Origin of the sequence: Trueperella sp. LYQ143 (genome assembly GCF_046599595.1) — a bacterium.
Taxonomy (GTDB): Bacteria; Actinomycetota; Actinomycetes; order Actinomycetales; family Actinomycetaceae; genus Trueperella.
Genome location: NZ_JBKIWR010000005.1, coordinates 33,263 through 47,680, shown reverse-complemented (window position 1 = coordinate 47,680; position 14,418 = coordinate 33,263). Strand labels below are relative to the sequence as shown.

The window sequence follows — 14,418 nt, the reverse complement described above, 5'->3', positions numbered from 1 at the left end:
TCATAAGCTCTAGCTGGAACACGTCAGGTGACGTGTAACGCGAGAGGAGCTTCTGCTTTTATACGCCATGAAAAGGGCAGACGAAAACGGTAGGGAATAACGGAATACTGTACGGGCTAAGAATGGCAAGGGATCTAAGATTGGCCCAGGCTGGGAGCTGCAAGCTATGTGAAGGCATGCGCGGATTGGCAAGGAATCCAGGATCGCCACTAATGCGGGAAGTCGGTATATGACACGACCAGTCGGCATGTAACACGGTCGAAGCGTGGTACATGCAAAGGGTAAGCGGTGCGCCTCTACGCCGTCAGCAGTGTGTGGACGGCAAAAGCGAAGAAAGAATCCGGCAAATTAATAACGGAGAATACCGCTATCTTCCCCAAAAGTACTGTTTGCGGCGCTAAAGGTAGTTAACACGCGCGCGGTATGACTAGCAAAGATGAACACAATAAAACGACGGGGATGTTTGTTGGGATGTGTATTAGGGCAGGCGGTATTCGACCTCCCAAAAATCTCGAAAAACAGGGCGTTACCTTATCGCTGCGGATTACGCTGGTGGGCGGACGGCATGATCGAGCACCTGACGCGCGAGTGGATCGAGGGTATCGAATACGTCCTGCCCGATCGGGCCAATTAACGTCAGCCACGCAGCGTCATCGTCGTAGCCGACAACAACCTGTGGAATGACGAGTGATCCGCTGTGGATACCGCGATTAACAGTAAATATATGCTCGCTATAGTGATCGGCAAAGACTGCGGGTTCGTCTGGCTCAGGGAAAGTAGTGGCACACAGGGCAATCAGGCCGGTGCCGGCACGGGTATAGGTATTGCGAATTTCCGCAGTGTCGTAGAGCTGTTGCCACCAGGAGCGGAAATCGTGGTACTGCTTTGAGCTGCCAGGGGGAGCATCGCTGCTTATGCTTGCCGCATGCCCACAGCATATTAGGGCCGGTGCGGGCGCACCTGAGAAGCTGACCACGCCAGGAAGCGAAACGAAAGTAGCAATGTTCGGGCGATGTGGCAGCGGTGTCGTCTGCGCGCGCAGTTGTGGAATCGTCAACACGAATAATGATGTTACGCGGCTATCTGGTTAAATGCAGGTATGAAACGTGCGACCTTGGCAAAGAATCCGGATGACGTCTCGTCGATGTTCGACGAGGTATCGAGCAAATATGACATCACCAATGCGGCACTGACGGGCGGCATGGTCTACGTTTGGCGTCATGCTACTCGGGATGCGATTAATCCACAGCCGGGGATGCGAATTTTGGATATTGCGGCTGGAACGGGAACGTCAGCAGCCTCGTATGCTGCTTGTGGTGCACAGGTTGTAGCGAGTGATTTTTCGGAAGGCATGATGCGCGAAGGACGTCGGCGCTATCCCGATATGGAGTTTGTGCGGGCAGATGCGATGGATCTACCTTTCGCGGATAATAGCTTTGACGTAACCACGATTTCCTACGGCTTGCGCAATATTCATGATCCGTTGGTGGCCTTAGCGCAGATGTTACGGGTAACTAAACCGGGTGGGCGGGTTGTTATTACTGAATTTTCCCGTCCGACGTGCCCCGTCTTTCGGGGATTGTATGAATTCTATCTGGGGGCGATTATGCCGCGGATTGCTTCAGTCGTCTCCTCCGATCAGGCGGCGTACCACTATCTTGTTGAATCGATCATGGATTGGCCGGCGCAGCAGGAACTAGGGCAGATGATTGCCAGTGTGGGCTGGCAGGATGTGGAGTATTGCAACCTGACAAATGGGATTGTTGCTATTCATCGGGCCCGTAAACCCTTAGCTGAGAAAGCGGCGTGATCCTCGGATTTGGCAGCGCGGTATTCTTTTGGGTAGCCGACGCGAGTATGCCCCTGACGGTAGTGGAACGCTGAGCTAGCTTGAGATTTTTGGATAGAACCGCATGGAGCGTGGCTGAGCGCTATAGCTATTTTCTTCTGCCGAGATACTATTTTGGCAACTGAACTGTGCTGTTAATATCGGGCAAAAATTTTCCTAATGTTTCCTGGAGTGCGTAGACTTATTCACGGTATAGCGGGGAATAATTTTGCGTGAAAGGCGGCGAGTATGGCACAAGATGCTGACGTTATCGTCGTCGGCGCAGGCCCCGCAGGAAGTGCCACCGCCTACTATTTAGCCTTGCATGGGTTGCACGTCATTCTTTTGGAAAAAGCGACGTTTCCGCGGGATAAAACCTGTGGTGACGGTCTGACTCCGCGCGCTGTGGGTGAGCTGATTCGCATGGGAATTTCCCTGCGCGAGGAAGATGGCTGGGTGCGTAACTACGGAGTGCGTGCCTACGGCGGCGGGCACTGTATTGAAGTTCCGTGGCCAGAATTGTGCTCAATGCCTTCCTGGGGAACGGCACGCCGACGAATCGATCTGGACCATATGCTTGCTCAGCATGCGGTGGCGGCTGGAGCGCACCTGCGAGAAGGTGTGCATGTTTGTGCTCCGCTCTACGATGAGCGTTCTGGTCGGGTCATTGGGGTCGAAGCGCAGGAGCGCAATTCCTTAGCTGAGGTGCCCGTAGCGGGATCTCGTCAGGATGTTCCTCGTAGCCAATATCGCGCTCGTTTTGTTGTTGACGCTGGCGGTGTAGCTGCTCGGTTAGCGACGTCATGTGGGCGCACCAAGAAAATGAATCGTCCGATGGGCGTCGCAGTACGCACGTATTTTGAGTCGCCGCTCGCCCAAACGGACATGATGGAGTCCCAGCTAGAGTTGTGGGCAGGAGAGCCGGGGCGTTCCGAACAGTTACCGGGATATGCCTGGATGTTTGCGGTTGGCGATGGTCTGGTCAATGTCGGTTTGGGTTCGCTGTCGGCGACGGCGAAAGCCTCCGGGATTAACCATAAAAACGTTTTGCAACAGTGGCTGGCCCATACGCCGGAAGAATGGGGTCTTACTGCGGAAAATCAGCGTGGGCCGATTCAGGGGGCGGCTTTGCCGATGGCCTTTAATCGCACCCCGCATTACGCCAATGGGTTAGCGCTGGTCGGTGATGCTGGCGGCATGGTTTCCCCGTTCAATGGCGAGGGGATTGCCTACGCGCTTGTTAGCGGTCGGTTGCTTGCTGATTCGATTGTGCAGGCGATGTCGCGTCCGTCGGTGCGCGAACAAGATCGGGCTATGGAGCAATATCCCATGCTGATGCGCGATGAACTAGGCGGATACTACACATTGGGGCGCATTTTTGCGAAACTTATCGAAAATCCCGCTGTTATGCATATATGTGTTAAATACGGTTTGCCGCGTCCCGCGCTCATGAAACTTGTCATGAAATTGCTTTCTGATTCGTATGATCGTCATGGTGGTGATTGGATGGATAGGTTCATTACCACGCTAACGAAGGTGGTGCCGCGAGCATGACGAACTGGCTAGAGAATACGTGCCCGCGCCTTTCGGGCTGTAGGGTGGAAGGTGAACTGCGCATTGGCGCGAGAATGCCTTCGATGAAGAACGGACATGTGGAGGACTAAATGTATTCGTATGTTCCCTTGTTAGTGATGATCATTGCCGCTGGCGTGGTCGCGGTCGCTGGTCTGTTAATGAGTGCCATCCTGGGCCCCAAGCGGTACAACCGCATTAAGGTTGCCAACTATGAATGTGGCCTAGAAGCAACTCCGAGTGCTGGTCACGACGGGCGATTCCCAGTGAAGTATTTTTTGACGGCAATGACCTTCATTATCTTTGATATCGAAGTGGTTTTCCTGTACCCGTGGGCGGTTAATGCCAATCGCCTGGGGTTGTTTGGCGTCGTTGCGATTGCGACCTTTGTATTCCTTATCACCGTCCCATTCATGTATGAGTGGCGTCGTGGCGGATTGGAATGGGAGTGAAATAAATGGGAATTGAAGAGAAAGCCGGAGGAAAGCTCCTCACTGGAATTGAGGCGGTGGCTGGCTGGTCGCAGGCTCGCTCTCCATGGCCAGTAACGATGGGCTTGGCGTGTTGCGCTATCGAGATGATGGCCTTCGGTGCGGTGCGTTTCGACGCCGCTCGTATCGGCATGGAAGTGTTCCGCGCTTCGCCTCGTCACGCCGATCTCATGATTATTTCAGGGCGAGTTAGCCAAAAGATGGCCCCGGTAGTTCGCAATGTCTACGATCAGCTCATGGAGCCCAAATGGGTTATCTCCATGGGCGCATGCGCATCTTCTGGCGGCATGTTCAATAATTACGCGATTTTGCAGGGCATCGATCACCTCGTGCCGGTTGATGTGTACTTGCCAGGTTGCCCGCCGCGTCCAGAAATGCTGATAAACGCTATTTTTGAACTGCGTAAGAATCATATGGAAGGTCGCCCGATCGGCGAGCACCGAAAGGAAATCGCTCGCCGCGCCGAGCAGGCGGCATTGGCTGCGGTTCCGCTTGAAGAACAGAAGGGATTGCTGGCGTGAGTGAAAAAACTGACGGGACGATAGTGCCCGACGGCGCGTTCGGTGCTTCCGTTGTCGCGCAACGCTCGGGGATGTGGGGCGTGACGGATACCGGCGATACCACGGGATTCACCGGCCATAAAGAGACTTTTGTGGTGGCACGTCCGGCTCACCGGCCGTTTGGCGGATGGTTCGACGAAGTTGTCGATATTATCGTCGAATTGGCACAGGCAGATGGGTACCGCGAATACGAGGTTATCGAAAAAGTATCAATTGACAACGGTCAGTTGGTTATCTTTGTGCCGCGTGAGCGCCTGCTTGATGTTGCTCGGTATGTGCGCGACGATCAAGATTTGCGTTTTGAGATGTGCTTGGGCGTGTCAGCCGTCCACTATCCCATGGATAACGGGCGCGAGCTACATGCGTATTTCCCGCTTTTCTCCATTACCCATAACCGCGTGATCGCCTTGGAAGTGACGTGCCCGGAAGATGATCCGCATATGCCGTCGCTGTGCTCGGTTTATCCAGGCGATGACTGGTCAGAGCGTGAAGCATTTGATCTTATGGGCATCATTTTTGACGGGCACCCGGGCTTAACCCGCTCGGCGATGCCTGATGATTGGGTGGGGCACCCCCAGCGCAAGGATTACCCATTGGGCGGTATTCCAGTGGAGTACAAGGGTGCCATCGTGCCACCGCCGGATGCACGGAGGGAGTACAACTAATGACGACTATTCCACGCGCTACCGCAAGCGCGACAGATGAATCCACCGCCGGAGCGAAGGTATATGAGGCAGTCGGTGGCGATTGGGGCGATATTGCTAAGGACGCCGAAGAACTGGGCGAGGAGCATATCGTTATCAACCTTGGTCCAGTCCATCCCTCTACCCACGGTGTGCTGCGTGTTCAGGTAGAACTTGACGGTGAACGGGTAAATGAAGTGCGGGCGGCAACCGGCTTCTTACACACCGGCATTGAGAAAAACATGGAGTTCCGTACCTGGACCCAGGGCGTTGCGTTCTGTACTCGAATGGATTACGTCGCTCCGATTTTCCAGGAAGTAGCCTATTGCCAGGCGATAGAGAAACTGTTAGGGATTGAGGATCGCATCCCGCAGCGAGCACAGGCAATTCGCGTGCTCCTCATGGAGTTGACCCGTATCTCGTCCCATATCGTTGGTATTGGCTCAGGCGGTAACGAACTTGGCGCCACCACCATGCTGACCTTAACCTTCCGACTGCGCGAAGATATTTTGCGTATCCTTGAGGATATTACAGGTCTGCGAATGAACCACGAGTTCATCCGCCCAGGTGGTGTTCTTGATGATATTCCGGCGGGAGGCACCGATTATATTCGTGAGCTACTGCCCGGAGTACGCAATACGATTTCGGAAATGCAAGACCTGACGATGGATAACCCCATCTTCAAGAAGCGTCATGTCGATGTGGCGGTTTCGCCATTATCCTCGCTCATGGCCTTGTCGATGACGGGTCCGTCTATCCGCGCTGCTGGTCTGCCGTGGGATTTGCGTAAGACTCAACCGAATTCCGGCTATGAGAAGTACGAATTTGACGTGCCGGTTGCGGATAAATGCGATGCGTACAACCGCATTAAGATCAAGTTCGAAGAGTGCTACCAGTCTCTGCGTATTATCTACCAGGTTCTTGATGAGCTGGATCGGACGGCTGGGCAGCCAGTGATGATCGAGGATAAGAAGATCGCATGGCCGGCGCAGCTATCCATCTCGACCGATGGGCAGGGAAATAGCCCGGAGCACGTTCGCCAGATCATGACCGAATCGATGGAATCCCTGATTCATCACTTCAAGCTGGTCACGGAGGGGTTCCGCGTTCCGGCGGGTCAGGTGTACCACATGGTTGAGCACCCCAAGGGGATCTTTGGCGTTCACCTCGTCTCTGACGGCGGTACGCGCCCATATCGGGCACACTTCCGAGATCCTGGTTTTAATAACTTGCAGTCTCTGGCGCTGATGAGTGAGGGTGGCCTCTTGGCGGATCTCATCATTGCGCTTGCCGCTGTTGATCCGGTGATGGGAGGAGTGGACCGATAATGACACCGAACTACACGCCAGAAGTCGAACAGCGTTTGCGTGCTGACGCTGAGCAGATTATTGCGCGCTACCCGAACTCACGCTCTGCCATCATGCCGATGTTGCATCTGATCCAGTCAGAAGATGGTTTTTGTTCACCGCGGGGAATTACCCTGGTGGCAGATATTCTCGGTTTGACTCGGGCGCAAGTCTCAGCGGTAGCAACGTTCTATTCGCAATATCGTCGTCATCCCAATGGCGAATACAACGTGGGGGTATGCACTAACGCGCTATGTGCCGTGATGGGCGGCGATATTATCTGGGAGGAACTGAGCCAGTACGTCGGTGTTGGTCATGATGAAACGACGGAAGATGGCAAGATTACCCTGGAACGGCTCGAATGTAATGCCGGTTGTGATTACGCTCCGGTGATTATGGTCAACTGGGAATTCTTCGATAACCAGACGCCGCAGTCAGCGAAAGCAATTGTTGACGATATTCGAGCCGGGCGAGATATTCACCCTACGCGAGGTCCAGAAAAGGTCCACACGTTCAAGGAAATTTCTCGTGTGCTGGCCGGATTTGAAGACGGGCATGTGAATGAAGGTCCCGGAGCTGGTGAAGCTTCACTGCGTGGCCTGCGATTAGCTCGGCAAAATGGGTGGACATCCCCGCGACCTGTCGGTGAGGAGGGAACAAAGTGACCGCATATTCCGAACCTGGCACGCTTTCGCCAGTACTGAGTGACATCTGGGATAAAGAGCGCTCATGGACGATTGATACCTACCGTGCCAATGGCGGTTATGCCGCTATTGAACGCGCATGGGAACTCGCTCAAGACGCTGGAGCCCTAACCAATCTCATCAAAGACTCCGGTCTGCGTGGGCGCGGTGGCGCTGGCTTCCCGACGGGTCTTAAATGGTCCTTTTTGCCTGCCCCCGACGGCGGCCCGCGTTACCTCGTCGTCAATGCTGATGAATCAGAACCGGGAACCTGTAAGGATATTCCGGTTCTCATGGCGAATCCGCACCTGCTATTGGAAGGCATGATGATTTGTATGCTCGCTATCGGCGGGCATCACGGCTTCGTCTACCTGCGTGGCGAGGTTGTGCATGTATATCGTCGTCTCCTTAATGCAGTTCGCGAAGCTCGGGAAGCAGGTCTGCTGGGAACTGGCCGCGGGCCGAATGGGGATTACGATCTCGACATCACCGTTCACGCTGGAGCAGGCGCCTACATCTGTGGTGAAGAAACAGCACTGCTCGATTCCTTGGAAGGCTACCGCGGTCAACCGCGCTTGAAGCCGCCATTCCCGGCAGTTGCGGGTCTTTATGCGCGACCGACTGTTGTCAACAATGTTGAATCCATCTGCTCTGTGCCCGGCATCGTTAACAACGGTGTCGAGTGGTTCCAAGCAATGGGTGCGAATACGAAGAATTCGCGTGGGCACGGCATTTTCTCGCTCTCGGGGCACGTGAAGTACCCGGGGCAGTATGAGGCCCCATTCGGTATTACTATGCGGGAACTGCTAGAGATGGCGGGCGGTATCCGTGAAGGTCACCAGCTCAAGTTCTTCGCTATCGGCGGTTCATCTGCTCCGCTGTGGACGCCCGATCACCTGGATATTCCGCTCGGTTACGAGGAAGTCGTCGAAGGCAAATCCATGTTGGCGACCCGCGCTATTCAGATCTTCGATGAGACAGTATCAGTTGTGCGGGTGGTATCTCGGTGGACGGATTTCTACCAGCATGAATCCTGCGGTAAATGTACGCCATGCCGAGAAGGCACGTTCTGGATGCGCCAATTAATGCAGCGATTCGAGCAAGGCTGTGCGCGTGAGGGCGAGATCGAACTGCTATACGAGATTGCCGGAAATATCCTTGGACGCTCCTTCTGCGCCCTGGGTGATGCGGCAGCTACGCCAGTTCGCTCAGCTATTGAGCTGTTCCGCTCGGAGTTCGAAGCCGGATATACCACGCCAGCCGCCGAGCTATTCCCGATTGAAAAGTCGGTTCTTTTCAGCGAAGTAGGTGTTCAATGACAACGCAAGAAACAGCACCTGTCAATATGGTGACGCTGAAGGTAGACGGCAAAGAAGTCTCCGTTCCGCAGGGAACGTTGATTATCCGTGCTGCCGAGCAAGTCGGCGTTCATATCCCGCGCTTTTGTGACCACCCGCTATTGAAGCCAGCGGCAGCGTGCCGTCAGTGCCTCGTGGAAGTGGCCTCACCGAATCGCGATGGCGTCGTTCAAAAAATGCCGAAGCCGCAGCCAGCTTGTGCGGTGACGGTTTCGCCAGGCATGGAAGTTTATACGGCGAGTACCTCCGAGGTAGCGAAGAAGGCCCAGCATGGGGTGATGGAGTTCCTCCTGATTAATCACCCGATGGACTGCCCAGTGTGCGACAAAGGCGGGGAGTGCCCACTACAGAACCAGGCGATGACCGACGGGCGTACACAGTCTCGTTTTATTGATGTCAAGCGCACCTATCCAAAGCCAATCTCGGTGTCACCGCAGATTTTGTTGGATCGCGACCGCTGTATTCTGTGCCAGCGCTGTACGCGTTTTTCCACACAGATTGCTGGAGATCCTTTCATTCAGCTACAAGGCCGAGGGGGAGGCACGCCTGGTCGTGGTGTTCACGGGCTGCACGGATCGCAAATTGGAAACTTCGATGCGTCGGTTCTTGATTTTGCGCAATCAGATGGTAGCCACGTGGAGATCATCGACAACGACTATTCTGGGCCTGACGGATGCGCAGGTCGGGTGGAAGGTTTCGCAGCTGGGCCAGTTGAGCCAGCCGAAATGGATGTGACGGGTAAGCCTTTTGCGTCCTACTTCTCCGGCAACGTTATTCAGATCTGCCCGGTTGGTGCGCTTACCTCTAGCTCTTACCGTTTCCGGGCGCGGCCGTTCGATCTCGTTTCGGTGCCGTCCGTTACGGAGCACGATGCCTCTGGTTCAGCGATCCGCGTGGATTACCGCCGTGGTACGCTCGTGCGCCGACTCGCTCAAGAGGATATGGACGTCAACGAATCCTGGATCACGGATAAGGATCGTTTCGCTTTCCATTGGCAGCAGGGGGCTGATCGCCTGACGTATCCGCGTATCGCTGCTAATCCGGGGCCGACCTCATGGTTTGAGGCCATTGAAGCAGCAGGTAAAGGGTTGAAGTCTGCAAAGAGAGTGGGCGTGCTGGTTGGCGGTCGGCTAACTATTGAAGATGCCTACGCATACGGCAAATTTGCGCGTACCGTTCTCAAGACAAACGATATTGATTTCCGCACGCGCCGAGGCACCGATGAAGAGGATGCTTTCTTGGCTGCGCGCGTGGCCGGAAGCGGCTTGGGCGTGACCTACGCTGATATTGAGCACGCTGGTCATGTCTTGACAGTGAGCTTGGAAGCCGAGGATGAAATTGGCTCGGTGTTCCTGCGTCTGCGCAAAGCCGCCTTGGCAGGCACGACGAAAGTATCTGTCATCTCTGCGTATCCGACCTTAGGCACAGTTAAAATGAATGCGCGCTTTGTGCCAGCGACGCCTGGTACGGAAGCTGAAGTCCTGGACGCAATTGTTGCTGACGGACGAGGAATGTTCGCAGACGTCTTTGCTGATATGACGAATAGCGGGGCCGTCATCCTCGTCGGTGAACGAGCAGCAGATTCCGCCGGCACGCTCTCTGCTGTTATCCGCTTGGCGCAGCGCACCGGAGCACGAATCGCCTGGATCCCACGGCGAGCTGGTGATCGCGGTGCTGTGGACGCTGGCGCAGTGGGGCATTTGCTTCCCGGTGCTCGGTTAGTTGCTGACACCCAGGCACGCATTGATACCGCAGCAGTGTGGGGAGTGGATTCCTTGCCGGAAGAGCCGGGCTTGCGCACTGAGGATATTTTGCAGGCTGCGGCTGCCGGGCACATTGATGCCCTGCTGCTTGCCGGTGTAGAACTGGCAGATCTTCCGCCGATTGCGACCCAGGCATTAGAGCGCGCGTTCGTCGTTCAGCTTGAAGCCCGTGATACCGAGACGACGCAGTACGCCGATGTTCTTCTGCCAGTTGCACCGACGGCGGAAAAGGGCGGTACTTTTGTCAACTGGGAAGGCCGGTTGCGCCCCTTCGGGCAAACGCTTGTCTCAACGAATCTGCCTGATCGTCGAGTCCTGCATGATCTTGCTGAGGAACTTGGCGTTGATCTTGGGCTGCGCACCCTTGCTGAGGCGGTAACCGAAATGGCGGAGTTGCGTCGTTGGGATGGCACGCGGGGAACAGATCCGCAGGATCCTGCCTCGCCGGCTCCTACGGTGGCTCGTGGGCAAGCGGTACTTGCTTCCTGGAAACAGATGATTGACGCGGGCACTTTGCTCGCATGTGAATCGAACCTGGCTAAGACGGCTCGCAAGCCGGTGGCGGTCATGTCGGAAAGAACTGCAGCAGATGCAGGTATCGGGCATGCTGTCACGATTACTGGCCCGTCCGGTTCGCTGACCTTGGACGCTGTTGTCCTCGATATGCCTGACGCAGTGGTGTGGGTGCCGCAAAATGCGGTTGGCTGCGCAATCTCCACGTTGGGCTGCCGAGCCGGCGACGTCGTAACCATTGCTCCTTCGGAGGTGACCAAGTGACCCCTGCGATCTTTGCTCTCGACGGTGTTGCCGTCGATTTCTCTCAGGACACCTGGTGGATCTGGGTAATCAAAGCGGTTGCGATCGTGATGTTCCTGATCTTCTCGGTGATCTTCGCGCTGTGGTTTGAACGCAGGTTGCTGGCTCGGATGCAAAACCGATTGGGTCCTAATACGGTTGGTCCTTTCGGTTTGCTCCAGTCTTTCCCTGACGCTATCAAGCTCATGCTGAAAGAAGATTTTTGGCTTGCTGGCGCGGATAAAGTGATTTACTTTATTGCTCCGATCATCTCGGCGCTGTGTGCCTTTGTGGTGATGGCGGTGATTCCGCTGGCACCGAACGTCTCGATCTTCGGTATCTCCACCCCCATCCAGCTCGCGGATTCGCCGGTTGCGATGCTGTTCGTATTGGCGACGGCAGCTCTCGGCGAATATGGTTTGGTTCTTGGTGGCTGGTCGGCAAAGTCCACCTTGCCGCTCTATGGCTCGGTGCGTGCTGCAACGCAAATGATTTCTTATGAACTCGCGCAAGGGTTGTCGTTAGTGACGGTGTTCCTCGCAGCGGCGACGATGTCCACGTCAGGAATCGTCTCGGCTCAGACGGATGTGTGGAACATTATCTTGCTCATGCCAGCATTCTTAATCTATTTCGTCTGTATGTTTGGTGGCACGAACCGTCTGCCATTCGATTTGCCAGAAGCAGAAGGCGAAATTGTGGCTGGCCCGCACGTGGAGTACTCGTCGATGAAATTCGCCTGGTACTACCTGTCGGAGTACATCAACATGCTGAATATGTCGATGCTGGCGACGACGCTGTTCCTTGGCGGATGGCGCTCAGGCCCGATCATCACGCGACTGTTCTCCCTGTGGCATGGTGATCCGAACCAGGGATGGTTCCCGATCTTGGTATTCGTTGCTAAGACCTGGTTCTTCATGGGAATCTTCGTGTGGGTGCGCGGTACGCTGTTGCGCTTCCGCTATGACCAGTTCATGCACTTAGGCTGGAAGGGGCTGATCCCTGCCGGATTAGGCTGGTTGGCTATCACGATGATCGTCATCGGGGTCAACGCAGTGACGCCAATCAACGCCCGTAACGTCATGATTATCCTGTCGATCGGCTACTCGCTGATCCTGTTGATCTGGGCATTTGGCGATGACACGATCAAGCCTACTCAGCAAGAAATTATTGAAGAGCGCGAATCCACCGAATTTGACGGATTTGAAAATGGCTATCCGGTGCCGCCGTTGCCGGGTCAGCATTTGCCACCGTCGCCGCGTGCTGCGCGTAAAGAAGCAGTCAGCTCAAATGTTGAGGAGGCTGAGAATGTCTGAGGAAATGACGAATAGCTCTGCTGGGCAATTCGCTCAACCAGATGAGGTCCTATATAGCCCGACGAAGAAAGGCCCAATTGGTCGTTTCTTTTCGCCGGTTGCTGGATTCGGCGTCACATTTTCCACTATTTTCCGTCCGACGGTAACTGAGCAGTACCCCTTCAAAAAGGTTCCAACACGCCCGCGCTATCACGGGATTCATCGCCTAAATAGATATGCCGATGGGTTGGAAAAATGCATTGGTTGTGAGTTGTGCGCGTGGGCGTGTCCGGCAGATGCTATCTATGTTGAGGCTGCTGCGAATACGCCACAAGCACAGTATTCTCCGGGTGAGCGATACGGGCGGGTGTACCAAGTTAATTATTTGCGGTGCATCTTCTGCTCATACTGTATTCAAGCCTGCCCGACGCGGGCCCTGACGATGAGCAATGAGTACGAGATTGTTGGTCCAACCCGAGAGAGCATGATCTACGAAAAGCAGGACTTGCTCGTTCCGTTGGCGCAAGGAATGCTCAACCCGCCACACCCGATGGTAGCGGGCACGACCGATTCTGATTATTACCGTGGTTCGGTGACCGGCCCGACGCCAGAGCAGATCGCCTGGGTTCGGGAAAACCGACCGGATGATCCATCCTTGGCTTCGGTTCGCCAGAACGCACCAACTGAGGGGGCGAAGCAATGAACTCGGCATATCAACCGATTACGCTCTCACTAGGAGAGACGATCGTTTTTGCTGTTACCGCATTCGCGATGATCGCTTTGGCTATATTTGGTCTGCTGATCGCCCGTCGTGCGGTGTACACCGTAGTGAGCGTCATCTTCATCATGGTGGGCTTGGCTGTTATTTATACAGTGCTGGAGGCGCCGTTCCTGGGGGTTGCTCAGGTGGTGGTTTACACCGGAGCAATTTTGATGATGTTCTTGTTCGTGCTCATGCTGATCGGTATTGATTCGGCTGATTCACGGCACGAGACGCTGAAGGGGCAGCGATTGGTCGCCGCATTGGGTGGTTTGGGGATTGCCGCCATTATGATCGCGGTTATCCTCAACGTTGCCAATCCGGAGGCAGTTGGTTTGGAAAGCGCCAATACGGGAGGGAATCCTGCCGCTGTGGCGAAAGTGATTTTCTCCAGCAATGTGCTAACTCTGGAATTGACGGGCACGCTCTTGATCGTTGCGGCTCTTGGAGCGATGACTTTGACGCACCGCGACCGCTTGCGTGATCCGATTACCCAAGAAGATCGGGCACATCAGGCAGTACGTGATTTCGTTACCAGCGGGCGCCACATCGGCCACAAGCCGAATCCAGGTGTCTACGCGGAATCGAACTCTTCAGCGAATCCCGCGCTGACAGCCTTTGGCGAGCCGGTGCGAGGTTCGACCAACCGCGTGCTGCAGGTGCGTGGGCAGGTACGAACCGTTGGCGAGATCTCGCCGGCAACGGTAGAGCGTATTGCGCGTGGTACGGGAATCTCCGGTCCGAGCACATACGGCACGGTTGGGCGCTCCACACTTATGGGTATGCCCGGCGATGCTGCTCCCGATCACGATGCCGCGCTGCGCAAGTTGGAGGAACTTGAATCTGGATCCGCTGGAAGCGGCGAAGCGCTATCCCAGCCAGCAGGCTCTGAATTGCCCTCCGCTAAAAAGGTACGTGACGAGCACGAAGTCACTGCCGAGCTGACGGCAAAAGCAGATGAGGAGGAACGGTAAATGAACCTGTGGTGGTATGTCATCCTTGGCGTCGTCCTCTTCGTTATCGGTGGCGCAACAGTTTTAACCCGACGCAATGGCGTAGTAGCAGTTCTTGGTGTGGAAATCATGCTGAACTCCTGCAACCTTGTTTTGGTGGCTTTCTCCCGCATGTGGGGCAACCTGGACGGTCAGGTATTTGCGTTTTTCGTGATGGTCGTCGCGGCAGCAGAAGTTGTCGTTGGGCTAGCCATCATCGTCTCTATTTTCCGAACCCGCAGAACCGCATCGCTAGATGGTGCGAATCTGATGAAGAACTGACGGAAGCAGGTGT

General features: G+C 55.2%; 14 protein-coding genes. 13 read left to right on the top strand and 1 reads right to left on the bottom strand.

What is annotated here, in order from left to right:
* Window positions 1-544: 544 nt before the first annotated feature.
* The gene (locus ACLHIL_RS03025; protein WP_411296472.1) at window positions 545-1,060 is read right to left on the bottom strand and encodes a hypothetical protein; all 516 of its coding nucleotides are present in this window, start codon (window positions 1,058-1,060) and stop codon (window positions 545-547) included.
* 39 nt (window positions 1,061-1,099) lie between these two features.
* Between ACLHIL_RS03025 and ACLHIL_RS03020 the strand changes: the two genes are divergently transcribed.
* The 13 genes from ACLHIL_RS03020 (at window position 1,100) to nuoK (ending at window position 14,405) form a co-directional block, all read left to right on the top strand.
* Complete coding sequence (locus tag ACLHIL_RS03020) at window positions 1,100-1,810, top strand: class I SAM-dependent methyltransferase (protein ID WP_411296471.1); 711 nt, start codon at window positions 1,100-1,102, stop codon at window positions 1,808-1,810.
* A 267-nt stretch (window positions 1,811-2,077) separates the two neighbouring features.
* A complete protein-coding gene (locus ACLHIL_RS03015) occupies window positions 2,078-3,382 on the top strand; it encodes a geranylgeranyl reductase family protein (RefSeq protein WP_411296470.1) in 1,305 nt (434 codons plus the stop codon).
* A gap of 110 nt (window positions 3,383-3,492) precedes the next feature.
* Window positions 3,493-3,852, top strand: coding sequence for an NADH-quinone oxidoreductase subunit A (locus ACLHIL_RS03010; RefSeq protein WP_411296469.1), 360 nt, complete (start codon window positions 3,493-3,495; stop codon window positions 3,850-3,852).
* Window positions 3,853-3,857: 5 nt separating this feature from the next.
* Window positions 3,858-4,412: an NADH-quinone oxidoreductase subunit B gene (locus ACLHIL_RS03005; protein WP_411296468.1), complete on the top strand. Its 555-nt coding sequence runs from the start codon at window positions 3,858-3,860 to the stop codon at window positions 4,410-4,412.
* The gene (locus ACLHIL_RS03000) at window positions 4,409-5,116 is read left to right on the top strand and encodes an NADH-quinone oxidoreductase subunit C (RefSeq protein WP_411296467.1); all 708 of its coding nucleotides are present in this window, start codon (window positions 4,409-4,411) and stop codon (window positions 5,114-5,116) included. Before ACLHIL_RS03005 ends, ACLHIL_RS03000 begins: the two co-directional genes overlap by 4 nt.
* The gene (locus ACLHIL_RS02995; RefSeq protein WP_411296466.1) at window positions 5,116-6,462 is read left to right on the top strand and encodes an NADH-quinone oxidoreductase subunit D; all 1,347 of its coding nucleotides are present in this window, start codon (window positions 5,116-5,118) and stop codon (window positions 6,460-6,462) included. Before ACLHIL_RS03000 ends, ACLHIL_RS02995 begins: the two co-directional genes overlap by 1 nt.
* Complete coding sequence (gene nuoE, locus ACLHIL_RS02990) at window positions 6,462-7,145, top strand: NADH-quinone oxidoreductase subunit NuoE (protein ID WP_411296465.1); 684 nt, start codon at window positions 6,462-6,464, stop codon at window positions 7,143-7,145. Before ACLHIL_RS02995 ends, nuoE begins: the two co-directional genes overlap by 1 nt.
* A complete protein-coding gene (gene nuoF, locus ACLHIL_RS02985; RefSeq protein WP_411296464.1) occupies window positions 7,142-8,482 on the top strand; it encodes an NADH-quinone oxidoreductase subunit NuoF in 1,341 nt (446 codons plus the stop codon). The genes nuoE and nuoF overlap by 4 nt, the downstream gene beginning before the upstream one ends.
* Window positions 8,479-11,061 (top strand): NADH-quinone oxidoreductase subunit G, encoded by a 2,583-nt coding sequence (locus ACLHIL_RS02980; protein ID WP_411296463.1) that lies wholly within the window; start codon window positions 8,479-8,481, stop codon window positions 11,059-11,061. Before nuoF ends, ACLHIL_RS02980 begins: the two co-directional genes overlap by 4 nt.
* Window positions 11,058-12,392: an NADH-quinone oxidoreductase subunit NuoH gene (nuoH, locus tag ACLHIL_RS02975; protein WP_411296462.1), complete on the top strand. Its 1,335-nt coding sequence runs from the start codon at window positions 11,058-11,060 to the stop codon at window positions 12,390-12,392. The genes ACLHIL_RS02980 and nuoH overlap by 4 nt, the downstream gene beginning before the upstream one ends.
* The gene (gene nuoI, locus ACLHIL_RS02970; protein ID WP_411296461.1) at window positions 12,385-13,074 is read left to right on the top strand and encodes an NADH-quinone oxidoreductase subunit NuoI; all 690 of its coding nucleotides are present in this window, start codon (window positions 12,385-12,387) and stop codon (window positions 13,072-13,074) included. Before nuoH ends, nuoI begins: the two co-directional genes overlap by 8 nt.
* Window positions 13,071-14,105: an NADH-quinone oxidoreductase subunit J gene (locus tag ACLHIL_RS02965; RefSeq protein WP_411296460.1), complete on the top strand. Its 1,035-nt coding sequence runs from the start codon at window positions 13,071-13,073 to the stop codon at window positions 14,103-14,105. Before nuoI ends, ACLHIL_RS02965 begins: the two co-directional genes overlap by 4 nt.
* Window positions 14,106-14,405, top strand: a complete 300-nt coding sequence (gene nuoK / locus ACLHIL_RS02960) for an NADH-quinone oxidoreductase subunit NuoK (protein WP_411296459.1) — start codon at window positions 14,106-14,108, stop codon at window positions 14,403-14,405.
* Window positions 14,406-14,418: the final 13 nt, after the last annotated feature.